This window comes from Actinoplanes sp. CA-030573 (assembly GCF_050951115.1).
GTDB lineage: Bacteria > Actinomycetota > Actinomycetes > Mycobacteriales > Micromonosporaceae > Actinoplanes.
The window spans coordinates 5,984,165-6,006,940 of record NZ_CP192038.1; the positions used below are offsets into that span (position 1 = coordinate 5,984,165).

A 22,776-nucleotide genomic window follows, 5' to 3' on the forward strand; every position below is an offset into this window, starting at 1 on the left:
CGAGGGGACACGAGGCCGCCTCTAGGCCAGCCCGAACCACGGCCGGCAGGCGTCGAAGCCCTCCACCGTCACCTCGGCGCCCGGCCAGCGGTCCGCGGTGAGCCGCAGATGCTGCAGCTCGGCGACGTCGCCGCCGGTGTCGACGATGCGGCTGCGGCCGTTGTCGAGATATCCGATCCGGCGGGAGACGCCGAGCGAGGCGTGGTTGCCGAGGGTGGCCGAGCTGATCGCCGCGGTCGCGCCGAGCGATCCGAAGGCGAAACCCAGGGCGGCGGTACGCATCCGCACGCCGACGCCCCGGCCGCGCACCGCCGGGACCAGCCAGGACGCCGAGTCGACGGTGCGCAGGGCCGGGAAGTTGTCGCCTTCGAGGGTCTGCACGCCGACGATCGCGTCGTCGAGGACGACCGCGAGGTGCAGCTCCCAGGACGCCGGGTCCCAGGTGCCCAGCGACTTCCAGTAGCTCATGCAGAGCAGCCGCCGCTCGTTCTCCAGCAGGCTCTGGTGCGGAAAGAGGGCCAGGCGCGGGTCGTGCCCCACGTCCGGCGGCAGCACCGCGCAGAGGTGGGGCAGGTCGGCCTCGCGCACCGGCCGCAGCAGGAGGTCCCGGTGCCGCAGCCGGAGGTCGAAAAGGGGCCAGTGCGAGTTCATGGAACGCTGTATAGCCGATCGCCGGCCGCCGAGGGGGCTTCCTTGGCGGCGGCCGGCGATCGGGGCTCTACTCGGTGCCGAGCGCGACCACCGGGCTGACCCGGGCGGCCCGGCGGGCGGGCAGTACGCCGGCCGCGGCGGTCAGCGCCACCAGGATTCCGAAGACCACGGCGAGCTGCCCGATCGGGACGGCGAACGGCGCGTTCACGCCGAGGGCCTTGACGGCGAGCCAGGCGTACGGGACGCCGAGCGCCAGCCCGAGCGCGGCGCCGATCACCCCGTACAGGGCGGACTCGGTCGTCAGCATCGTGCGCAGCGCACCCCGCGAGAGGCCGACCGCGCGCAGCAGCCCGGACTCGCGCACCCGCTCCACCACCGACAGCGCTGTGGTGGTGCCGACGCCGACCACCGCGATCATCACGGTCAGCCCGATCAGGCCGAGCGCGATCGCGAGCAGCACGGTCAGCTCGCTGTCGATCTCGTCCCGCTGGTCGGCGAGCACGTCGACCGCCCAGGTGCTCCCGGAGGCGGCGGCCGCCTCGGTGAGCACCCGCCGGCCGTCGGCGCGGCCGGTCTCCCCGCTCTTCGACGCGTCGGCGAGCAGGCCGTTGTAGCCGGCCGGCGCGCCGAGCGCGGTCAGGTCGGCCGGGTCGAGCACCACGGCCGCGCCGAGCGGGGCCGAGGCCGGCAGCTTGGCCACCACGGTGACGTTCGCGGCGTTCTTGTCGTGGCTGATGCTGACCTGGTCGCCGACCTTCCAGCCGGTGGTGTCGGCGGTGAAGCCGGAGATGATCACCTGGCCGGGTTTCAGGTTCGCGAGCGTCCCGTCGATGACGTCGAGCCGGCCCAGGCGCGGCACGTCGTCGATGTCGAGGTCGACCGCGTCCAGCTCACCCACGGTCGACGAGACCTTGACCGGCAGCCGGCGGTACGGGGTGACGTTCTTCAGCTCGGAGCGCCGGCGCAGCTGGTCCACGGTGGCGGCGCCGATCGGGGCGTCGTTGGTGGTCATCTCGTAGTCGGCGGGCGACGACGAGACCGTCTCCCGCTCGGCGAGGATCCGGATCGACGCGCCGCCGACCAGGGTGCCGGCGATCAGCGTGACGCCGAGCGCGACCACCACCGAGACCGCGGCCGCCCGCCGGGGCGCCCCGCCGACGCCACCGGCCGCGAGCCGGCCGACCGGGCCGGACCGCCGGATCGGCGCGCCGAGCACGGCGAGCACCGGGCGGACCAGCGCCGGGCCGAGCGCGATCAGGGCCAGGAAGGCGAGGCCGCCGGAGGCCACGATCGCGAGCAGGTTCGTCGACGGCTGGTAGTCCTTGGGGTCCCGTCCGGGCAGGTTGCGGATCACGAACACGGCGAGCAGGGCCGCCCCGATCACCAGCAGGATGCCGGTCGCCCCGCGCAGCTTGCCGATGTCGCGGCGGCCGCCGGTGACGCCCGCGCCGCGCAGCGCCTCGAGCGGCGAGACCTTGCCGGCGGTGAAGGCCGGCGCGATCACGGCGACGACGGTGAGGAAGACGGCCAGCGCCACGGTCAGCAGCGCGGGCCGCAGCGGGAAGCCGGGTCCGGCGATGTGCGGGCCGAACGCGCGGGCCAGGGGCGGGACGAGCTGGCCCGCGCCGAGCGCGAGCAGCACGCCGGCGCCGCCGGTGACCAGGCCGGTCAGCGCCCCCTCGGCGGCCAGCGACCAGGTGATGCCGCGGCGGCCGGCGCCGACCGCCCGCAGCAGGGCGAGCTGGCGCATCCGCTGGGCGAACACGATCCGGAAGGTCGAGGCGGCGACCAGGCCGGCCGCGACCACGGCGATCGCCACGAACAGGCCGATCACCTCGAAGACGCTGTCGACGTCGTCGGCCTTCTGACGCGCCTCCTCGTGGCGCACGTCGTTGCCGGCCGCGATCTCCGGCTTCTGGCTGTCCTTCACCTTGGCGGCGCCGGCGGCGGTGACGGCCTCCACCTGGCGCCGGACGGCGTCGGCGTCGGCACCGGGCGCGAGCCGCAGATCGATCTGGTTGAGCTCCTTGGCGCCGGTCATCGCGGCGACGGCGGGCTGCGGCGCGTACGCCTGGAAGCCGTAGTCGTCGCGGCCGGTGACCAGGCCGACCACCGTCAGGGCGGTCGGCGCCTCGGGCTTGCCGTCCTTGTCGTAGCGCAGGACCACCTTCGCCGTCGAGCCGATCTTGAGGCCGAGCCGGTCGACGGTCCGCGGGGTCACCACGATCTCGTTCGGGCCCTTCGGCAGCCGGCCGGACCGCAGGCGGGTGACGGCCAGCGGCCCGGTCGACGAGTCGGCGGTGACCGAGAGGTAGTCAGCGCCGATCTGGCCGCCGGCCTCGGCCCGCCCGGCGGTCTCGGCGACGCCCGGGATCCTCCCGACGGCGGCGAGCTCGTCGGTGGTCATCGTGCCGTTGCGGACCACCAGGTCGACGGCGGCGGGCGTGCCGCTGAGGCCGTCGAGCACGCTGCGCTCGGTGATCTGCTGGGCCAGCACGGTGGCGTAGACGACGAACGAGACGACCAGCACGGCGAGGCCGGTGAGCAGCAGCCGGGCCGGGCGGCGGGCGACGCCGCGGAGCTGGGTGCGCAGGACGGCGCTCATCGGCGCGCCGCCAGCGACTGCAGGGCCTCGGCGACCGAGGCGGAGTTCGGGTGCTCGATCTCGCCGGCGACCTTGCCGTCGGCGAGGAGCACGACCCGGTCGGCGTACGCGGCGGCGCCCGGATCGTGGGTGACCATGACCACCGTCTGACCCAGCTCCCGGACGGAGTTGCGCAGGAACAACAGCACCTCGGCGCCCGAGCGGGAATCCAGGTTGCCGGTGGGCTCGTCGGCGAAGACGACCTCGGGCCGGGACACCAGCGCCCGGGCGACGGCGACTCGCTGCTGCTGGCCGCCGGAGAGCTCGCCGGGCCGGTGGTTGAGCCGGCCGACGATGCCGAGCGACTCGGTGAGGTGGGCGAACAGGTGCCGGTCCACCTTGCGGCCGGCCAGCTCCAGCGGCAGCAGGATGTTCTGCTCGGCGGTCAGCTGCGGCAGCAGGTTGAACGACTGGAAGATGAAGCCGATCCGCTCCCGGCGCACCTTGGTGAGCACCTTGTCGGACTGGCGGGTCAGGTCGGTGCCGCCCAGCAGCGCCTGTCCCGAGGTGGCCGTGTCGAGGCCGGCCAGGCAGTGCATGAGCGTGGACTTGCCGGAGCCGGACGGCCCCATGATCGCGGTGAACTGGGCGCGGGTGAAGCCGACCGTCACCCCGTCCAGCGCGCGTACCGCCGTGTCACCGCTGCCGTAGACCTTCACCAGGTCGACCGCGGCCACGGCGGCCAGCGAGTCCTGGGTGGCGGCCGGGAACTGCGTCTGCATGAGCACTCCACTCGCACGTTCGATCTCTGTCGGCGAGAAGTCTCGGGGTGGACCGCGGTCCGGGACCATCCGTCGCCGGCGGGGATCACCGCGGCCGCCGTATCTGTCTTTCGGCCGATGGGGGCGTCGTGACCTGCCATTACGCTGGGTGCACGATGGAGAACAACCCGAACCGGATCATCCTGCTCCGCCTGGCCCAGGTCGGCGCGCTGGTCCTTCTGGCCGTCCTCGGCCTCTTCGACACCGCCCAGGGCCTCCTGCGCACGACCAACGAGCTGCTCGCGCTGATCCGGATCCTGCTGGCGGTCGCGGCCGCCGCCATCTGGCTGCCCGCGCACCGGCAGAACTCGACCGCGCTGCCCAAGTCCGCGGTCTGGCTGGCGCTGGCCTCGATGGCGGTCACCCTCGTGACGGCGGCGACGTCGACGGACTACCCGGGCAGCTGGGGGCTGGCCGAGTCGCTGGCCCTGCTCGGGGTGATGTTCGTGGTCGGCCGGCGGGCCAGCCCGGGCTGGGCGGTCGCCGCCGTGATCAGCGTCGGGGCGGCGGTCAGCTTCCTGCCGCTGCGCGGCGGACAGAGCGCCGAGTTCGTGATCTTCGGGCTGATCCAGGCCCTGGCCGCCGCGGCGGCCCTCGGCGTCGGCATCTACCTGCGCATCCTGGAGAGCTCCCGGGAGCGGGCGGTCGACGCCGTACGGGCGGAGCAGCGCGCCGAGTTCGCGCGTGACCTGCACGACTTCATCGCCCACCACGTGACCGGCATCGTGGTCCAGGCCCAGGGCGCCAAGTTCATCGCCGAGCAGGACCCGAAGCGGGCGTTGCAGGCCCTCGACCAGATCGAGCGGGCCGGGGCCGAGACGATGGCCTCGATGCGCCGGATGGTGGGGGTGCTGCGCGACCCGCTGTCGAAGCCGGACGCGCCGCTCGCGCCGGTCGCCGGGGTCGGTGAGCTCGGGCCGCTGCTCGAGCAGTTCACCGCGGCCGGCGGGCCGTCCGGGCGGCTGCACCTGGACGGCACGCTCGACGGGCTGCCGGTCGAGGTGTCGACCTCGGCCTACCGGGTGGTGATGGAGGCGCTCACCAACGTGCGGCAGCACGCGACCGGTGCCCGGGCGGTGGACGTGTGGGTCCGGCGCACCCCGGAGTGGCTGCTGGTGCGGGTGGCGAACGACGGTTCGGCCCGTCCGTCGGGGCCGCTCGACCGGTCGGGGTACGGTCTCGTGGGCCTTAACGAACGGGTCCGCGCGGTCGACGGCCGTCTCACGTCCGGCCCCGGCATCGAGGGTGGCTGGGTGGTCGACGCCGCGTTCCCGCTCAATGGGAAGGTGGATCAGTGATCCGGGTCCTGATCGCGGACGACCAGGCCATGGTCCGCACCGGCTTCGGCATGATCATCGGGGCCCAGCCCGACATGGAGGTGGTCGGCGAGGCCGCCGACGGCGTCGAGGCGGTGGCGCTGGCCCGCCGGGAGCGGCCGGACGTGGTGCTGCTCGACATCCGGATGCCCAAGATGGACGGGCTCGAGGCGCTGCGGCTGCTGGCCGGGCCGGGGGTGGCCGACCCGGTCAAGGTGGTCGTGGTGACGACCTTCGACCTCGACGAGTACGTGCATCAGGCGCTGCGCAACGGCGCGGCCGGATTCCTGCTGAAGGACTCGGGCCCGGCGCTGCTCGTCGAGGCGGTCCGGGCGGCGGTCAGCGGTGATGCGCTGATCAGTCCCTCCATCACCGTACGGCTGCTGGAGCATTTGTCGTTGCCCGCGCCCGCGAGTGACGACGGTGGCCTCTCGCCGCGAGAGCTCGACGTCGTGAAGCTGGTGGCGCGGGGGCTGACGAATGCGGAGATCGCGGAGAAATTGTTCATCTCGATCGGCACGGTCAAAACGCACCTCGGCAGTGTGCAGACGAAGCTGAATGCGCGCGGCCGGGTCGAGATCGCGGCCTGGGCGTGGGAGCGCCGCCTGGTCAGCTGAGCCCCGCGCCATTGACGAAATGAAATGACCGATTGTCACCTCGAAATAGCAGATCGTCACGATCATGCGAGAGATCGGCACAGTAAGACACTTCTCAGCGAATGCGTTCGGTACGCATAGCAATTACGCTCGGAGATATGGTCGGACTGGGCACGGCCGCCACACTGGTCATCTCGATCTGGGTGATCATCGCCTTCCTGCTGCTGCCGGCGGCCGGAAACCTGCGCTACTGGACGGCGGCCTTCGTGGTCCTGCTCGTCGTGGTCGGCGCGGGCGACGTGCTGCCGACGCGGGCGCTGCTCGCGTCGCTCCTGGGTGTCCACATCATCTTCGCGATCCCGGCCGGCCTCACCGCCGCCGGCCGGCGCCGCCTGTGGACGGTCGCGGTGTCCCTCGTGGCGCTCACCTGGCTGGCCGTCACCGGCGGCCGCGAGTGCTGGCTGCCGATCCTGCTCGCCGCCGTGGGGGCCGGCGTCATCGGCACGCCCCTGCTGTGGGTCTGGTTTCGTACCCACCCCCGGACGCATGTAGAGGTCCGTCTTTGGCCGCGCCGCCCGATCCTGCGCTCCCTGCCACTGCAGCGCCGCGCCGCTCCCCCGGCCGCCGGTGAACCGGGCCTCGCCTCCGCAGCGCCCGACTCCTCGCCGGCTCCCTCTTCCGCGCCCTCCTCCTCGTCCCCCTCCTCGTCACCCTCCTCGTCCTCCCTCTCTTCGCCTTCCTCGCCTTCCTCCTCTTCGCCTTCCTCCTCTCCCCCTTCCTCGCCCTCCTCCCCTTCTTCCCCTTCGTCGCCCTCCTCCCCTTCTTCCCCTTCCTCGCCGTCGCCCTCATCGGCCGGCGCGTCATCGGGAGCCGCCATCCCGGAGGAAGAGCCGCCCGGGCCACCACGCGACCGTCAGCCGCGCAACAGCCGGGCCTTCCCGCCGCCCAACTCGGCCGCCCGCCCGACCTCCGCGTCGGCCCAGGACCCGGCTCCCGCTCCGGCCCCGGCACCGGCGCCGCGGAAGGGCCGCCGTCAGTCCAGAGAGATCCAGTAACGGCGCACCTCGCGCTCACCGGTGCCGCGGATGTCCTCGAAGACCCCGCCGGCCATCTCGATGGTGCGCGCCGACGCCACGTTGCCCGGCCGGCAGGTGATCAGCACCCGCTCGATGCCCCGCTTCCGGGCCTCGTCGAGCATGAGCCCGAGCGCCCAGCTCGCCCGCCCCTTGCGCCGCTCCGACGGCCGCACGCCGTAGCCGATGTGGCCGCCGCAGTCGAGCAGGAACGCGTTGAGCGTGTGCCGCAGCGAGATCGCTCCCAGGATGCGGTCCCCGTCGATCATCCAGCGGTACGTGCAGTGCACCCAGTCGGCCGCCACCGGCAGGCTTTCGTCCTCTTCGTCGCGCAGCCGCCGCACCCAGGCCGCGAACCCGGCCGCGCTCTCGAACTCGTCGCCCGGCCGCATCCCGGCGCCGTCCTGGTGAACGCCGCGGCCCCACTCCTCCCACGACTCGATCCAGGCCCGATGCAGACGAGTGGTGGGTGCGATCAGCTCCGGCATGCCCCCACGCTAGCCGCCGGCCGCGGCGAGGGTGAGCAGCCGCCGCACCTGGCTCTGGCGCCGCTCGGTGGCGGTCGTGGCCAGTGATCTCGCGGGCGGGTAGCCACCGGCGGACTGCTCCATCCGGGACGTCTCGACACAGTTGGCCAGGTGCCCGAGGAGCAGGCTTACCGCCGTACGGTCGAAATCGCCTCCGCGGGCCGCGCGCAGCTCCTCGATGTCGGAGGCCCGCAGCGCGTGCAGCGCGCCATGCCCGGCGTGCGCGCCCGCCGACGGATCGGCCGTGAGCGGCTGCTGCCAGCCCAGCAACCAGCGCCGCATCGTGCCCGACTCGTCCTTCCACTGCGTGCGCAGCTCGGTGGCGATCGCGCGCACACGCGGGTCGGCGGCGCGCTCCTCGGCCAGCGACGCCACCTGGTCGCCCTCGGTGATCTGCTCCAGACTCATCTGCAGGAACATCACGTCGGTGGCGTTGTACGGCTCGGCGGTGGCCGCCGGCCGCTCGTGCGAGCAACCGGCGGCCAGCGCCAGGATCAGCGCGAGCCGTGCTAGACGGCGAGCCACAGGGCCGGCGCGTTCGGCGGTTCCCAGCCGGCCAGGGCGGTGTGCGCCTGGCGGCAGCGATAGGAGATGCCGTTGTACGTCACCACGTCGCCCACCTTGTACGCGGTGCCGGCCTTCCAGGTGCCCGTCGGATTCGAGGTCGGCGGCGTGGTGGTGGGCGGCGCCGTGGTCGGGGCCGTGGTGGGCGTGGTGGCCGGCGGCGTGGTGGGCGTGGTGGAACCGCCGCCGATGTTGACGTCCACACAGGAGTAGAACGCGTTGACGGTGTCGGCGATGTTCCACCGGGCCAGGATCGTCTGGCGGCCGGTGAAGCTGCCCATGCTTACGGTGTGCTGCTTGGTCGCGCCGGGCTGGGCGCCGCCGTCGTTGAAGGACGCCAGCAGCGTGTTGCCGATGAAGTACTCCCAGGTGGCGGTGGAGTGCCGGGCGGTGAGGACCCAGTTGAAGGTGACCGTCTTGCCGACCCCGGCGACCGGCCACGCCTTGCTGTTGTCGTTGAGCACGGCGAAGCGGCTGCCACCGCCGTTGCACAGCTTCGAGCCCTTGGGCGCCTCGACGCTCTGTGGTTCGTAGATGATGTCGCCGCAGTTGGCGACCGCGCCGCTGGCGCAGTTGGCCTGCCGGCTGGGCGGCGACGAGATGTATCCGTGTGCGGATGCGGGGGCGACGGCCACCAGGAGCGAGGCGGCGGTCGCGGCGACGGTCAGTGCGGGTAGGAGAAATCGGCGTCTCATGAAGTACTCCGTCTCTTCATGGGGGATCCGCGCTCTTCATGGGGATCCGCGCGGCGCTGCCTCGATGGGGGTCGAAGCAACCCGCTCGTGAGCCCAACATAAGTTAAGGAGTGTTAACAGTAAATAGACTTAACGAAGTTTTTCGATGCCCCGATAATCGGCTGCCGGGCGCGAGGTGATCCGTTACGTTCGCCGGATGGAACCACTGACCGAGCCGCAGATCCGGGGCGGCCTCGCCAACTGCTCCAAGGGCGAGGCGGGCCGGATCAAGCTGCCCGACCTCGCCGCCGTGCCGTGGCGCGACCTCGACTTCCTCGGCTGGACCGACCCGGGCGCCCCGCAGCGAGCCGTGATCGTGATGCCGGACGCGACGGGCATCGTGCTGCGCCGGCCGGAGTCCCGCCGTACCAGCGCGCTGCGCTCGAGCATGTGCCGCGTCTGCTACACCGGCCACTCCTCCGACGGCGTGACGCTGTTCGTGGCGCCGCTGGCCGGGGCGTCCGGCCGCCAGGGCAACACGGTCGGCGAGTACATCTGCAGCGACCTGGCCTGCTCGCTCTACCTGCGCGGGAAGCGCCAGCCGCGCGGCCGCCTGGTGCGCCAGGAGGAGACGCTCACCCTCGACGAGCGCGTCGACCGCGCGATGACCAACCTCAACGGCTTCGTCAAGCGGGTGCTGGCCGGCTAGCCGGCTCAGATCTTCGCCGGCCCTGCCGATAGGCAGCATCATGCAGGACATCAGGGAGGTGCTCGACCGCCGCGCCGTGACGCCGGTGTTCCAGCCGCTGGTCGAGATCGCGACCGGCAAGGTGCTGGGCTACGAGGCGCTCAGCCGCGGGCCGGCCGGCACCCCGTGGGAGTCGCCGGCGACGCTGTTCGCGGCGGCCCGCGCGGCCGGGCGGGAGCACGAGCTCGACTGGATCTGCCGCGCCCAGGCGTACCGGGCGATCCTGGCCGCCGGCGCCGATCCCGACCTCACCTGGTTCGTCAACATGGAGCCGACCGCGTGGCAGGCGGCGTGCCCGCCCGACCTCGCCCCGGTGGTGGCCGAGGCCGAGGCCCGGCTTCGGGTGGTCACCGAGATGACCGAGCGGGCCATCGCCGACGACCCGTCCGGCCTGCTCGCCGCCACCGCCGCCTGCCGGACCGCCGGGTGGGGCGTGGCCCTCGACGACGTCGGCGCGGTTCCGATGTCGCTCGCGCTGATGCCGTTCGTCCAGCCCGACGTGGTCAAGCTCGACATGGGCCTGCTGCGCGCGCCCGGCGACCCGCACACCGCCCGGGTGGTGACGGCGGTGGCCGCGCACGCCGAGACCAGCGGCGCCGTGGTGCTGGCCGAGGGCATCGAGACCGCCGAGCACCTGGCCGTCGCCCGGGCGATGGGCGCGACGGTCGGTCAGGGCTGGTTCTTCGGCCGGCCCGGGCCGCTGCCCCGCGGCGTACGGGCCGGGTCACGCCTGCCGTTCCTGCCGCCGCCACGCTCCGATGACCGCACGCCGTTCGAGGTCGTCGCCGCCCGCCGCCCGGTCGCGCAGGCCACGAAGGCGCAGCTCATGCCCATGAGCCGGCACCTGGAGGCGGTCGCCGCCGACGGCCGCGAGCCGTGCGTGCTGCTGGCCTGCTTCCAGGAGGCCCGGCACTTCACGCCCGGCACCGCCCGCCGCTTCGCCCGGATGGCCGCGCGCGGCCCGCTGGTGGCGGCGCTGGGCGCGGGCCTCGACGACGAGCCGGCGCCCGGCGTGCGCGGCGCCTGCCTGGGCGAGGACGACACCTTGCGCGACGAGTGGAACGTGCTGGTCATCGGCCCGCACCGGGCCGCCGCCCTGGTCGCTCACGACCTCGGCGACGACGGCCCGGACCGAGAGCGGCGGTTCGAGTTCGCGCTGACGCACGACCGGGGGTTGGTGCTGGAGGCGGCTCGGTCGCTGCTGGGCTGGATCGCGCCGGTGCGGTCGGAGGAGCTTTCGGCGGTCGGCCTCGGCTGACGGATGTGGGGCCGCCGCACCGATGCGGTCGCCTTGACCGCGGCGGCCCGTCGACGTGCGCGGCCCGTTGACGTGCGCGGCCCGCCGACGTGCGCGGCCCGCCGACACGGCGCCCCGTTGGCGGGCCCTAGGCTCGGCGCTCCAGGAAGTCGTAGACGTCCTGGTTGTCGACGCCGGGGAAGGTGCCCGGCGGCAGCGCCGCGAGCAGGTGCGAGTGCACGCGGGCACTGGGCCAGGCGTTCCCCGCCCAGCGCCGCACCAGGTCGGCCGGTGGGCGGCGGCAGCAGTCGGGATCGGGGCAGCGGGACACCGTACGCCTGCTGGTGTCTCCCCCGCGGAACCACCGCGCGTGCTCGTAGGGCGTCCCGACGGTGACCGAGAACTCGCCCGACCGTGTCGATTCGATGTGGACGGTGCACCAGTAGGTGCCGGCCGAGGTGTCGGTGAACTGGTAGAACGACGAGTACGGGTCCTCCGCGTGGAAAATCGTGCGGGAGGCCCACTTGCGGCAGATCGGCTGCCCCTCGATCGCGCCGGTGACGTCTGTCGGGAAGCGCACCCCGTCGTTCTCGTACGCCTTGTAGACGATCCCGTTCTCGTGCACCCGCGTGAAGTGGACCGGGATGCCGAAGTGCTGGGTCGCCAGGTTCGTGAACCGGTGCGCCGCGGTCTCGTAGGAGACACCGAACGCGTCCCGGAAGTCGTCGATCGCCAGCGCCCGGTCGGCGCGCGCCGAGCGGAGGAACTCGACCGCGAACTTCTCCGGCATCAGCAGCGCCGCCGCGAAGTAGTTCGCCTCGACCCGCTGCCGGAGGAAGTCGCCGTAGTCGGCCGGGTCGTTGTGCCCGAGCACGAAATGCCCGAGCGTCTGCAGCACCACCGCCCGCGGGTCGTGGCCCTTCCCGCTCGCCACCTGCGGCAGGTAGATCCGCCGGTTCTTCAGGTCGGTCACCGAACGTGTCGAGCCCGGCAGATCGTTCACGTAGTGCAACGAGAACCCCAGTGACGCCGCGATGTCGAGGATGCCGCGCTGCGACAGCGGACCGGTCGTGTACCGCACCGACCGCAGCACCTTGGCCGCCGCGTCCTCGATCTCCGGGAAGTAGTTGTTGCGCTCACGCATGTTGACCCGCAGCTGCGCGTTGGCCTTCCGGGCGACCTCCGGCGTCGCGCTCTGCTCGGCCAGCACCCGGCCCAACTCCCGATGCAGACCCACCAGCGCTTCGAGCGCATCCGCCGGCAAGCGGCGGCCACCTCGCACGACCGGCAACCCCAATCGGGCGTACGCCTGATCCTGTTGAAAATGCGCCAGGTCGATCTCGAGCTTGGCCCGCCGGGTGGGCGCCTCGGGACGCAGCAGGTCGGCCATCGGCACACCGAGGGCCGAGGCGATGCCCTGCAGCATCGAGAGCTTGGGCTCGCGCTTCCCGTTCTCGATCATCGAGAGCTGCGACGGCGCCCGGCCGACCGCCTCGCTCAACTGCTCCAGCGTCATGTTCTTGGATTTGCGCAGGTGCCGCAGCCGCTGGCCGAGGGTCACTAGATCAACAGACTCTGAAGAAAGTGAAGCCGTCACGGGTTTTGACGCTAGCAGAATTTTCGCGTTTCTTCTGGTCACAATCGCCTCCCTGACCCCTTGCGCCCTGCGCGACAGTCGAATTCTTCCACCGCTTCTCCTTCACCGGAGGGGCGCGCGACAGGGTAGGAAAGGGATACTGATGACTGATCAGCTGACCGAAGTCAGGGGCGGTACCGCATCGGACCTCACTCGGGCGTGGGCCGGCGATCCTCGGTGGCTCGGCATCAAGCGCAGCTACACCGCGCAGGACGTGATCAAGCTCCGCGGCACCGTCCAGGAGCGGCACACCCTGGCCGAGCGCGGCGCGCAGCGGCTCTGGGAGCTGCTGCACAGCGAGGACTACATCAACGCGCTGGGCGCGCTCACCGGCGGTCAGGCCGTGCAGCAGGTCCGGGCCGGCCTCAAGGCCATCTACCTCTCCGGCTGGCAGGTCGCGGCCGACGCCAACCTCTCCGGGAACACCTACCCGGACCAGTCGCTCTACCCGGCCAACTCGGTCCCGGCCGTCGTGCGCCGCATCAACAACGCCCTCATGCGGGCCGACCAGATCGACACCGCCGCGGGCCGGCACGAGCGCGACTGGTTCGCCCCGATCGTGGCCGACGCGGAGGCCGGCTTCGGCGGCCCGCTCAACGCGTTCGAGCTGATGAAGGCGATGATCGCGGCCGGCGCGGCGGGCGTGCACTGGGAGGACCAGCTCGCGAGCGAGAAGAAATGCGGCCACCTCGGCGGGAAGGTCCTCATCCCGACCCAGCAGCACATTCGCACGCTCAACGCCGCTCGCCTCGCCGCCGACGTGCTCGGCGTTCCGTCGCTGGTGATCGCCCGCACCGACGCGCTGGCCGCCGACCTGCTGACGACCGACGTGGACGAGCGCGACAAGCCGTTCCTCACCGGCGAGCGCACCGCCGAGGGCTTCTTCCGGGTCCGCCCCGGCGCCGACGCCGCGATCGCCCGCGGTGTGGCCTACGCCGACTACGCCGACCTGCTGTGGGTTGAGACCGGCAAGCCCGACCTGGACTTCGCCCGCGACTTCGCCGAGGCGGTGCACATGGAGCACCCGGGCAAGATGCTGGCGTACAACTGCTCGCCGTCGTTCAACTGGAAGAAGAACCTCGACGACGCCGACATCGCGCGCTTCCAGAAGGAGCTCGGCGCGATGGGCTACAAGTTCCAGTTCGTCACGCTGGCCGGCTTCCACGCGCTGAACCACTCGATGTTCGAGCTGGCCCGCGGCTACGCCGAGAGCGGCATGACCGCCTACGTGAAGCTGCAGGAGGCCGAGTTCGCGGCCGAGGCCGACGGCTACACCGCGACCAAGCACCAGGCCGAGGTCGGCACCGGCTACTTCGACGCGGTGTCCACGGCCCTCAACCCGGAAAGCTCGACCACTGCCCTCAAGGGCTCGACCGAGGCGGAGCAGTTCTGATGTCTTCTTCATCTGTCGGCACCTCGTTCAGCGGAAACGAAGAGGTCACCATCACCGGTACGACCGAGGGCCGCTACGGCGAGATCCTGACCCCCGAGGCGATCGCCTTCGTCGTGGCGCTCGACCGGGAGTTCGGCGCCCGCCGCGTCCAGCTGCTGGAGCGTCGCCGCCGGCGGCGGACCACCCGGACCGACGAGCTCGACTTCCTGCCGTCGACCCTGGCGATCCGCGAGGACGCCTCGTGGCAGGTGGCACCGGCCGCGCCCGACCTGACCGACCGCCGCGTGGAGATCACCGGCCCGCCCGAGCGCAAGATGACCATCAACGCCCTCAACTCGGGCGCCAAGGTCTGGATGGCCGACTTCGAGGACGCCACCTCCCCCACCTGGGAGAACGTCGTCCTCGGCCAGCTCAACCTGCGCGACGCCCTGGACGGCACTCTGCAGTTCACCGCCCCCGACGGCCGCGAGTACAAGGTCGGCTCGGAGATTCCGACGATCATGGTCCGGCCGCGCGGCTGGCACCTGCCGGAGGCTCACCTGCGGATCGGCGGCCGGGCCGTCTCGGCGTCGCTGTTCGACTTCGGGCTCTACCTCTTCCACTGCGCGCAGCGCCAGCTCGACCGGGGCTCCGGCCCGTACTTCTACCTGCCGAAGCTGGAGTCGCACCTGGAGGCCCGCCTCTGGAACGACGTCTTCGTCTTCGCCCAGGAGCAGCTCGGCATCCCGCGCGGCACGATCCGGGCCACGGTGCTGATCGAGACCATCACGGCCGCATTCGAGATGGACGAGATCCTGTACGAGCTGCGCGAGCACTCGGCCGGCCTCAACGCGGGCCGCTGGGACTACCTGTTCAGCATGATCAAGAACCGCCCGGACGTGGTCCTCCCCGAGCGCTCCCAGGTCACGATGACGGCGCCGTTCATGCGGGCGTACACGGAACTGCTGGTGCGCACCTGCCACCGGCGCGGCGCCCACGCGATCGGCGGCATGGCCGCCGTCGTGCCGAGCCGCGACCCGGTCGCCGCCAAGCGGGCCCTCAACCAGGTCCGCCAGGACAAGCGGCGCGAGGTCGGCGACGGCTTCGACGGCTCGTGGGTGGCGCACCCCGGCCTGGTGGCGACCTGCCGCGACGTGTTCGACCAGTGGCTGGGCGACGAGCCCAACCAGATCGTCCGCAAGCGCGACGACGTCCGGGTGACCGCCAGCGACCTGCTCGACGTCAAGGCGGTCGGCGTCCAGGTCACCGAGGTGGCGCTGCGCAACAACGTCAGCGTCGCCCTCCGGTACATCGCCGCCTGGCTGGCCGGCCGCGGCGCGGTCGCCCTCGGCGGCCTGATGGAGGACGCGGCGACCGCCGAGATCTGCCGCGCCCAGCTGTGGCAGTGGATCCACGCCAGCACCCCCACCGACTACGGCGTGCCGGTCTCGGCCGCCCTCGTCACCCGGATGCTGCGCGAGGAGCTCGATGTCCTCAGCGAGACCGGCGCCCTGGACGAGGACGCCGCCCGCCGGTTCGGCCAGGCCCGCACACTGCTGACGGTGCTGCTGACCGAACGGACCTGTCCCGAGTTCCTGACGCTGCCGGCGTACCTGCGCCACATGTCCGGCGGTGCGGGCTCGTCCCCGGTGTCCACGACGACCGACCAGGCTACTGTCGCGGCCTGAGCGGAAGAACGAGGAACGGCGCGGTCCCGGCACTGGTCCGCGCCGTTCTTCGGCTTGCACCTGGTGGCGATCGCTTGCATGCCCGACCGGTCGGCCACAATGACGGCCATGACCGCACAGATCACGGCCCTGGTCGATCCGAACGTGAGCGCCACGAGCCGCCGCCTGGCATGGCTCGCCGCCGCGCCCGACGGCCATCCGCTGGGATCGGCGTACCTCTGGATCCCCACCGCCGGCGGAGTGGCCGACCTGGAGATCCACGTGCATCCGGCCGAACGCCGAGCCGGCATCGGCACCCAGCTGCTGCACGCGGCGATCGACGCCGCGGCCGTGGCTGAGCCCGCCCTCCTCGGCATCCTCACCCAGCCGGTGGAGGAGGGCTCGCCCGGCGACCACTTCTGCGCCGCGGCGGGCCTGCGCCGCGTGCTGCGCCTGACCTACACCCGCCTCGCCCTCGACTCCACCCGCCTCGCCCTCGACTCCACCCGCTCCGCCGCCGGCTCGCTCGGGCACGGCGCACCGGAGGCGGTCCGCGCGGTCCCCGGTTACCGCCTCGTCCACTGGGAAGGCCGCGTCCCCGACGACCTGGCCGAGACTTACGTCCGTGCCCGGCGCGCGATGGACGACATGCCGATGGACGACGCCACCTACATCCCGCCGGTCTGGGACGTGCCCCGCCTGCAAGCCGTGGCCGACGCCGTGGCCCGCCGCAACGAGATCCTGCTCGTCACCGCCGTGCTGACCACCGGCGACGCCATGACCGCCGACGACGCCATGGCCGCTGACGACGCCATGACCGCCGACGGCGGCAAGGCGGCCGACGGCGGCAAGGCGGCCGACGGCGGCAAGGCCGGCGGCGGCGGTGAGATGGTCGCGTTCACCGAGCTGGTGGTTCGCGGCGACGGCACCGGAGACGGCCAGCACTATGGCACCGGAGTCCTGCCCGAACACCGCGGCCACGGCCTCGCCCGCTGGATGAAGGCCGACCAGATCGCCCGGACCCGAGCCCGCTTCCCCCGACTGGCCGGCCTGCTGGCCGACACCGCCGACAGCAACACCGCCATGCGCCGGATCAACGAGTCTCTCGGCTACCAACCCACCCATCGCAGCCTCCTTTATCAACACGACCTGCACCCTTCGCCCGACGCTTCGCGCTAGTGCTCCATCGATGCGGGAACCGGTGGCGCCGCCCCGGGCGCCAGGCCTTTCACGACCAGCCATCCAGCGAAGACCATCTCCTGGACCGCGATCGGCGCCGCGAAGGTCAGCTGCGTGGCAGTGGGCAGCGGGAACTCGTACATCTCAAGCACCCCGCGCAGAAGAAGGAGCGCGCCGCCGAGCAGTCCCCACCAGGCCAGCCACGGCGGAACCTGGCGTCCTCTGAGTAGCAAAGCGTTCAGCACTACCGCGCTCACGGCGAACATCAGCACCGTTCCTAAGTGATAGGCCCACTCGCGGGTGTGCAATATCAGTGCTTCCAGCGCGGGTGTCAGACCGGAGCCGGCCAGAGAAGTCATCACCAGGGCGCTGAGAGCGCCGACCAGGACCAGCGTGCCCTCGAAGGTGCGGACCGCGACGTACAGCATCGCCGCGCCCTCGCCCGCGTGCCTCAGAACCGGTGTCAGCATGGCCGCGATCGCGATGACTGAGATCCCGAGGACCACCTCCAGCAGAGCGCCGGTGACGAATTGGACGTGCGGGCCGCCGTCGCTCAGACGGCCCGGATCGTCGAGGGGAAGGAGGAGTGAGCCGCCGGCGATCGCGGCGACGGAGGCCAGGATGAACAGCACGCCGACGAGGCGTCCGTACGACTTCGATTGAGGCATGCCGTGAGTCTTCCGGTGTGGGCCGGGGGCGACATCGGGCGCATGGCAGCCGTGTTCTCGTTCTCCTGGCCGGTGAAAACGGTCGTTCTTTCGGCCGATGCGCCACGGCGCTCGCTGCCTAGCATGAATCGCGTGTTGCGAGACGAGCTGCGAGCGCTGTGGACCGAGCCACGGGCACCGGATGCACCGGTGCGGGTGTGGCGAGACTGGCTGCTGCTCGCCGCCGGTCTGCTCGCGACGGCGCTCGAGGGAGTCTTCCGGGCCGAGGTCACATGGCGGCCGTTCTCCGTGCTTGTGACGGTCGGGCTCTGTCTCACCACGTTGTGGCGGCGCACGCGGCCGTTGGAGATGGTCCTCCTCGCCTTCGGCGGCGGCATCGTCCTCGCGCTGATCGACCTCGCGGCCGGGCACGCGAGACCGATCGGGCTTTACGCCGGCAGCGTCATTCTTGTGCTGGTTTACGCGTTGACGCGCTGGGGATCCGGGCGCGACATCGTTCTGGGTTCGGCCGTCGTCCTGGCGCTTTTCGCGTTGTCCACAGTTTTGGAGCGCGGACCCGTGAGCGATGTCGTCGGTGGGCTCTCGGTCCTGACCTTCCCAGGTGCGCTGGGGGCGATGGTGCGGCTCAGATCGACGTCCCGCCGGCGGGAGCTCGAGACGATGCGGGCCCGCGAGCGGGAGAGCCTCGCGCGGGAGCTGCACGACACGGTCGCCCACCACGTTTCGTCCATCGTCGTCCGGGCCCAGGCGGGCCGGGTGCTGGCCGGCGCCGACCCGACGAGCGCCGTCCAGTCCCTCGCCGGTGTCGAGGAAGAGGGAGCACGAACGCTGGAGGCGATGCGTGCGATGGTCACGGCCCTGCGGGAGGACGGCGCCGGAGTCGACCTGGCGCCGCTTCCCGCCGTGGCCGATCTGCGGCGCCTGGCCGGAGAGCGCGGCAGCGGACCACCGGTGGATCTGCACGTTGAGGGGACAGTCGAAACGCTTCCGGCGCCCATTGCTTCGGCCGTCTTCCGCATCGTCCAGGAGTCGGTCACCAACGCCACCCGGCACGCTACGGGAGCGACCGTCATCCGGGTGGACGTAGCCGCCGGGGAGTCGCGAGTCCGAGTGGATGTGCGGGACGACGGCAAGCCTGCGAGCGGCGGACCCGACGTTGCTGCGGTCGCTGGTGAGGACTTGGGACGTCGGGCTGGGCGTGGTGGTTACGGGCTTCGCGGTCTGCGCGAGCGGGCGGCGCTGCTGGGTGGGACGCTGCGGGCCGGCCCGCGCGCAGGTGGCGGGTGGCTGGTCGAGGCGGAGCTGCCTCGCGACGGGGTGCCGCAGCGTCGAGATGGGCAAGAGCGGGAGGGGCAACAGCGGGACGGCCAAAACCGGAACGGCGGGCAGACCGGACACGGGCGGGAGTATTAGCGGCGGGAAGGTCGGTGCGGGACCGCCGAGGCAGGCGGGGACGGCTTCAGCGAGGAGGACGGGCATGGCGATCCGCGTGCTGATCGCTGATGATCAGGCGGTCATTCGGGCCGGGCTTCGGATCATGTTGGGGACCGATCCGGGCATCGAGGTGGTCGGTGAGGCCGGGGACGGGCGGGAGGCGGTGCGGCTTGCCCGGGAGTTGCGGCCTGATGTGTGTCTGTTCGACATTCGGATGCCGGAGCTGGACGGGCTGGGCGCCACCCGGGAGCTGGCTGGGCCGGGCGTCGAGGATCCAATGGTGGTCGTGGTGATTACCACCTTTGATCTGGACGAGTACGTCTATGGGGCGCTCAGGGATGGGGCACGGGGCTTCCTGCTCAAGGATGCCGGGCCTGAGCTGCTTGTTCAGGCGGTGCGGGCGGCGGCCGATGGGGAGGCGCTCATCGCACCGAGTGTGACTGTGCGGCTGCTGCAGGCCTTTGCCAGCGTTCCTACGGGACGGGTCGCGGTTCAGCCGATCGAGCCGCTGTCGCCGCGGGAGGAGGATGTGTTGCTTGCGGTTGCGCGAGGGCTCTCCAACGCCGAGGTTGCCGATTCGCTGCGGGTCAGTTTGAGCACGACCAAGTCTCATCTTGCGAGCCTGATGGGCAAGCTCGGTGCGCGGAACCGGGTTGAGCTGGCCATGTGGGCCTACGAGACCGGTCGCATCACGCCGGGGGTGCGAATGATGCCGCAGTAGGGGCGGGGCAAGCGCGGAGACTCGGCCGACGCTCGGGCCGCGTGACGCGGAAGGCTCGTAGCGGTGGGAGCGGCCGGCCCGACGCAGAGGCGCGATCGAAAGCGGCCCGGCGCGGGAACGGGCGGCGCGGGAACAGGCAGCGCGGGAACGGGCGGCGCGGGAACAAGCAGCGCGGGAACAAGCAGCGCGGGAACGGGCAGCGCGGGAACGGATGCGACCGGAAAGCGAGGCAGCGCGCGGCGGGCGTGACCGTGAGCGGGCAGAAGATCATCCGACTCGGTCGGCGGTGACCTAGCGGTAACAGTGGGATGCTGTGGGTTATCCCCGAACCACCGCCGGGAGGTCACCGAAGATGCTGCCCCTCAGCAACGCCACGCTGTCGTCCCTGAAGGATGTCGCCGTTCCGGTTTATGACCGGTCTCGGCTCACGGCCGGAATTGTGCACTTCGGGGTCGGTGGCTTCCATCGCGCTCATCAGGCGATGTATCTCGATCGGCTGATGAACGACGGCAAGGCCCTCGACTGGGCCATCTGCGGGGTCGGGGTGATGCCGGCCGACCAGCGGATGCGCGATGTGCTGCGGGCGCAGGACGGGCTCTACACGCTTGTGGTCAAGTCGCCGGACGGCGGGCTCGACGCGCGGGTCATCGGGTCGATCGTCGAGTACCTCTACGCGCCGGACGATGCGGAGGCGGTGATCGAGAAGATGGCCTCGCCTGCGGTTCGGATCGTCTCGCTCACTGTCACCGAGGGCGGGTACAACTTCAACGCCGTGACCGGGGAGTTCATGGCCGACAACCCGGACGTGCAGCACGATCTGCAACCGGGTGCGTTGCCGAAGACAACGTTCGGGCTGATCACGGCGGCGATCGAGCGGCGGCGGGAGCGGGGGGTTCCGCCGTTCACGATCATGAGCTGCGACAACATCCAGGGGAACGGGGAGGCGGCCCGGCGGAGCTTTGTGGCATTTGCGCGCCTCAAGGACCCGGCGCTGGCCTCGTACGTCGCGGAGAATGTGCAGTTCCCGAACAGCATGGTGGACCGGATCACGCCGGTGACCACCGATGACGATCGAGAGCAGGTGCGCAAGAGCTTCGGGGTGGACGACGGCTGGCCGGTGGTCTGCGAGCCGTTCACCCAGTGGGCGCTGGAGGACACCTTCGGCGACGGGCGACCCCCGTTCGAGGAGGCCGGCGTTCAGGTGGTGAGCGACGTCGAGCCGTACGAGCTGATGAAGTTGCGCCTTTTGAACGCCTCCCACCAGGGGCTCTGTTACTTCGGGTGGCTCGCCGGATATCGCCTGGTGCACGAGGTGGCGCAGGATCCGCTCTTCGCGCGCTTCCTGCTCGCGTACATGGAACGCGAAGCCACCCCGACGCTGGAGCCGGTCCCGGGGGTCGATCTTCGCGAGTATCAGCATCAGCTGATCGAGCGGTTCTCCAATGCCCAGGTACGCGACACGGTCGCCCGGCTGTGTGCCGAGAGCTCCGACCGCATCCCCAAGTGGTTGCTGCCGGTGATCCGCAAGAACCTGGAGACCGGCGGCGAGATCCTGCTGTCGACGGCGATCGTGGCGTCCTGGGCGCGCTACGACGAGGGCGTCGACGAGCAGGGCGAGCCGATCGAGGTCGTCGACCAGCTCAAGGACAAGCTGATGGCCAACGCCCGGCGGCAGCGGGAGGACCCACTGGCCTTCGTGTCGGACCGGGATGTCTTCGGCGACCTGGTCGACAACGAGCGCTTCGTCTCGGCGTACCGGTCGGTGCTCGCCAGCCTGCACGAGAAGGGAGCGCGAGCGACACTCGAAGATCTCGTGTCGGGTATTGCATAGCCCCTGCTGGCGCGGGGGTGACAGCATGAGCCGGTGACCCTGCCGCTGCGTGTCAATGTCGCGCCGGAGCGGGCTGAGGCCTCGCCCGGGGACAACCTCCAATTCGATGTCACCGTGCGCAACGCGAGCGACATCGTGGAGCATTACGGCGTCGAGATGCTGGGCCTGCCCGAGGGGGCGACCGTGCGGGCCGAGCCCGAGGTGGCCAAGCTGCGGCCGGCCGAGAGTGCGACCCTCACTGTCAAGGTCACGCTGCCGGTGCAGCCGCCACCCCCGGCCGGCACCTATGTGGTCGGTGCTCTGGTGCGCTCGCCGTACCGGCATGACGTCTCGCGTTGTGTCGAGGTGCCGATCCAGCTGGCCAGCGTCGAGCAGATCACGCTGCGCACCACGCCCGAGGTGGTGACCGGCGGGCGCACGGGTCAGTACACGGTGGAGCTGACGAACGGCGGCAACGCGCCGGTGCGGTTGTTCCTGACCGCGACCGACCCGGAGCGGCGGGTCAGCACGGTCTTCCAGCCGGCCTACCTCGATCTGCCGCCGAGCGCGGCCGGCCGGGCGCTGCTGTCGGTGGCGGCGCCGCCGCCGTGGAACAAGGAGAAGCAGCGGCAACTCACGATCGCGGCGAACCCGCAGGTGCCGGGGGCGACTCCGGTGACCGGTACGGCCACGTTCGTCCAGGAGCCGCGGATCGCGTCGAAGTTCGCCAAGATCGCCGGGATCGCGGCCGGCGTGATCGTGCTGGCGGCCGCGATCGCGGTGCCGGCGTTGATCGCCAAGGGCGGTGACGACAAGCAGACGCCGGCGGCCGCGACCCAGCCGGCCACCGCGGGGGCGGGGGCGACCACGGCGGCCCCGCAGAGCGCGGCGCCGCCGCCGGTGGGAGCGGGCGCCTCGGCCGGCGCGTCGGCCGGCGGCCAGACGGCGGCTCCCCCGCCCACGACCGCGGCGACGACGACGGCGCCGTCGACCGCGGCGACGACGAATGCCGGGACCGCGGCCCGGCAGGTGGACCTGACCAAGCCCCCGGACGGCGTGGTGGCCAGCGACTTCTTCCGCAACGACGGGTTCCTGGTGAGCGCCGACCCGGGGACGATCTCGGTGCCCGGGTGTGCGAGCGCGCGGAGTGCCGCCGTGGTCACCGACGCGACGTCCGGGCAGCGGTTCCTGACGTCGAGCACGCCGGACGATCCGACGAAGTGTCACGAGGTGCCGCTCATGCTGGACTTCTTGCCGAACGGGGCGGCGGGGGCCGTGCAGGTGGTGCCGCTGACGCCGAACACGATGACGATGGAGGTCCACTTCGCGGACCTGTCGAACGCGCCGGCGCCGACCCTGACCGTGCCGCCTGAGCTGGCCGCTCAGCACGGCGGGGTCGACTATGTGCTGATCAGTCCGGCGGTGGCCGGCGGCGGGGTGGCGACGCCGGTGGCGGTCACGGCGCTGAAGTTCGCGCCGCTGAGCTGAGGGGCCAGAT

General features: G+C 71.7%; 20 protein-coding genes. 12 read left to right on the forward strand and 8 right to left on the reverse strand.

The features are described from left to right. Nucleotides 1–21 precede the first annotated feature (21 nt). From ACQP2F_RS27695 to ACQP2F_RS27705, 3 genes are all read right to left on the reverse strand, one after another. On the reverse strand, nucleotides 22–651 hold the full coding sequence (locus tag ACQP2F_RS27695; RefSeq protein ID WP_433292320.1) for a GNAT family N-acetyltransferase: 630 nt from the start codon (nucleotides 649–651) through the stop codon (nucleotides 22–24). A 67-nt stretch (nucleotides 652–718) separates the two neighbouring features. Next, a complete protein-coding gene (locus tag ACQP2F_RS27700; protein ID WP_433292322.1) occupies nucleotides 719–3,256 on the reverse strand; it encodes an ABC transporter permease in 2,538 nt (845 codons plus the stop codon). Continuing rightward, nucleotides 3,253–4,017 (reverse strand): ABC transporter ATP-binding protein, encoded by a 765-nt coding sequence (locus tag ACQP2F_RS27705; RefSeq protein WP_433292324.1) that lies wholly within the window; start codon nucleotides 4,015–4,017, stop codon nucleotides 3,253–3,255. Before ACQP2F_RS27705 ends, ACQP2F_RS27700 begins: the two co-directional genes overlap by 4 nt. Before the next feature lie 155 nt (nucleotides 4,018–4,172). Between ACQP2F_RS27705 and ACQP2F_RS27710 the strand changes: the two genes are divergently transcribed. The 3 genes from ACQP2F_RS27710 to ACQP2F_RS27720 all read left to right on the forward strand — a co-directional run bounded on the left by ACQP2F_RS27710 (nucleotide 4,173) and on the right by ACQP2F_RS27720 (nucleotide 7,023). Next, on the forward strand, nucleotides 4,173–5,354 hold the full coding sequence (locus tag ACQP2F_RS27710) for a sensor histidine kinase (protein ID WP_433292326.1): 1,182 nt from the start codon (nucleotides 4,173–4,175) through the stop codon (nucleotides 5,352–5,354). Continuing rightward, nucleotides 5,351–5,989 (forward strand): response regulator, encoded by a 639-nt coding sequence (locus tag ACQP2F_RS27715; protein ID WP_433292328.1) that lies wholly within the window; start codon nucleotides 5,351–5,353, stop codon nucleotides 5,987–5,989. Before ACQP2F_RS27710 ends, ACQP2F_RS27715 begins: the two co-directional genes overlap by 4 nt. Before the next feature lie 137 nt (nucleotides 5,990–6,126). Continuing rightward, nucleotides 6,127–7,023, forward strand: coding sequence for a hypothetical protein (locus ACQP2F_RS27720; protein WP_433292330.1), 897 nt, complete (start codon nucleotides 6,127–6,129; stop codon nucleotides 7,021–7,023). Here the strand turns inward: ACQP2F_RS27720 and ACQP2F_RS27725 are convergent. Genes ACQP2F_RS27725 through ACQP2F_RS27735 form a run of 3 tightly spaced genes read right to left on the reverse strand, consistent with a single transcriptional unit; the run spans nucleotide 7,002 to nucleotide 8,827 of the window. Beyond that, nucleotides 7,002–7,529: a GNAT family N-acetyltransferase gene (locus ACQP2F_RS27725; RefSeq protein ID WP_433292332.1), complete on the reverse strand. Its 528-nt coding sequence runs from the start codon at nucleotides 7,527–7,529 to the stop codon at nucleotides 7,002–7,004. The genes ACQP2F_RS27720 and ACQP2F_RS27725 overlap by 22 nt on opposite strands. 9 nt (nucleotides 7,530–7,538) lie before the next feature. Then, on the reverse strand, nucleotides 7,539–8,093 hold the full coding sequence (locus tag ACQP2F_RS27730) for a DUF305 domain-containing protein (RefSeq protein ID WP_433292334.1): 555 nt from the start codon (nucleotides 8,091–8,093) through the stop codon (nucleotides 7,539–7,541). Continuing rightward, nucleotides 8,078–8,827: a lytic polysaccharide monooxygenase gene (locus ACQP2F_RS27735; RefSeq protein ID WP_433292336.1), complete on the reverse strand. Its 750-nt coding sequence runs from the start codon at nucleotides 8,825–8,827 to the stop codon at nucleotides 8,078–8,080. Before ACQP2F_RS27735 ends, ACQP2F_RS27730 begins: the two co-directional genes overlap by 16 nt. Nucleotides 8,828–9,023: 196 nt before the next feature. Between ACQP2F_RS27735 and ACQP2F_RS27740 the strand changes: the two genes are divergently transcribed. Together ACQP2F_RS27740 and ACQP2F_RS27745 are read left to right on the forward strand one after the other, a co-directional pair. Next, on the forward strand, nucleotides 9,024–9,515 hold the full coding sequence (locus ACQP2F_RS27740; RefSeq protein WP_433292338.1) for an FBP domain-containing protein: 492 nt from the start codon (nucleotides 9,024–9,026) through the stop codon (nucleotides 9,513–9,515). A gap of 40 nt (nucleotides 9,516–9,555) precedes the next feature. Further along, on the forward strand, nucleotides 9,556–10,812 hold the full coding sequence (locus ACQP2F_RS27745; protein WP_433292340.1) for a sensor domain-containing phosphodiesterase: 1,257 nt from the start codon (nucleotides 9,556–9,558) through the stop codon (nucleotides 10,810–10,812). Between the two features lie 127 nt (nucleotides 10,813–10,939). On the opposite strand, the gene ACQP2F_RS27750 is transcribed toward ACQP2F_RS27745, so the two are convergent. After that, nucleotides 10,940–12,352 carry a helix-turn-helix domain-containing protein gene (locus tag ACQP2F_RS27750; protein WP_433292342.1) on the reverse strand — a complete coding sequence of 471 codons (1,413 nt, stop codon included), beginning with the start codon at nucleotides 12,350–12,352 and terminating at the stop codon, nucleotides 10,940–10,942. A gap of 178 nt (nucleotides 12,353–12,530) precedes the next feature. Here ACQP2F_RS27750 and aceA point away from each other — a divergent pair, with 178 nt between their 5' ends. The 3 genes from aceA to ACQP2F_RS27765 all read left to right on the forward strand — a co-directional run bounded on the left by aceA (nucleotide 12,531) and on the right by ACQP2F_RS27765 (nucleotide 16,645). Next, nucleotides 12,531–13,820, forward strand: coding sequence for an isocitrate lyase (aceA, locus tag ACQP2F_RS27755; RefSeq protein ID WP_433292344.1), 1,290 nt, complete (start codon nucleotides 12,531–12,533; stop codon nucleotides 13,818–13,820). Further along, nucleotides 13,820–15,487 carry a malate synthase A gene (aceB, locus tag ACQP2F_RS27760; RefSeq protein WP_433292346.1) on the forward strand — a complete coding sequence of 556 codons (1,668 nt, stop codon included), beginning with the start codon at nucleotides 13,820–13,822 and terminating at the stop codon, nucleotides 15,485–15,487. Before aceA ends, aceB begins: the two co-directional genes overlap by 1 nt. A gap of 108 nt (nucleotides 15,488–15,595) precedes the next feature. Continuing rightward, entirely contained in the window at nucleotides 15,596–16,645 is a 1,050-nt protein-coding gene (locus tag ACQP2F_RS27765) for a GNAT family N-acetyltransferase (RefSeq protein WP_433292348.1), read from the forward strand. Here the strand turns inward: ACQP2F_RS27765 and ACQP2F_RS27770 are convergent. Then, nucleotides 16,642–17,277: a DUF4386 domain-containing protein gene (locus ACQP2F_RS27770; protein WP_433292350.1), complete on the reverse strand. Its 636-nt coding sequence runs from the start codon at nucleotides 17,275–17,277 to the stop codon at nucleotides 16,642–16,644. The genes ACQP2F_RS27765 and ACQP2F_RS27770 overlap by 4 nt on opposite strands. Before the next feature lie 78 nt (nucleotides 17,278–17,355). On the opposite strand from ACQP2F_RS27770, the gene ACQP2F_RS27775 reads away from it, so the two are divergent. The 4 genes from ACQP2F_RS27775 (at nucleotide 17,356) to ACQP2F_RS27790 (ending at nucleotide 22,766) form a co-directional block, all read left to right on the forward strand. Continuing rightward, a complete protein-coding gene (locus ACQP2F_RS27775; RefSeq protein WP_433292352.1) occupies nucleotides 17,356–18,726 on the forward strand; it encodes a sensor histidine kinase in 1,371 nt (456 codons plus the stop codon). A gap of 64 nt (nucleotides 18,727–18,790) precedes the next feature. Beyond that, on the forward strand, nucleotides 18,791–19,468 hold the full coding sequence (locus ACQP2F_RS27780) for a response regulator (protein WP_433292354.1): 678 nt from the start codon (nucleotides 18,791–18,793) through the stop codon (nucleotides 19,466–19,468). Between the two features lie 481 nt (nucleotides 19,469–19,949). Further along, nucleotides 19,950–21,299 (forward strand): mannitol dehydrogenase family protein, encoded by a 1,350-nt coding sequence (locus ACQP2F_RS27785; protein WP_433292356.1) that lies wholly within the window; start codon nucleotides 19,950–19,952, stop codon nucleotides 21,297–21,299. Between the two features lie 33 nt (nucleotides 21,300–21,332). Beyond that, the gene (locus tag ACQP2F_RS27790) at nucleotides 21,333–22,766 is read left to right on the forward strand and encodes a COG1470 family protein (RefSeq protein WP_433292358.1); all 1,434 of its coding nucleotides are present in this window, start codon (nucleotides 21,333–21,335) and stop codon (nucleotides 22,764–22,766) included. The last annotated feature ends 10 nt before the right edge of the window (nucleotides 22,767–22,776 follow it).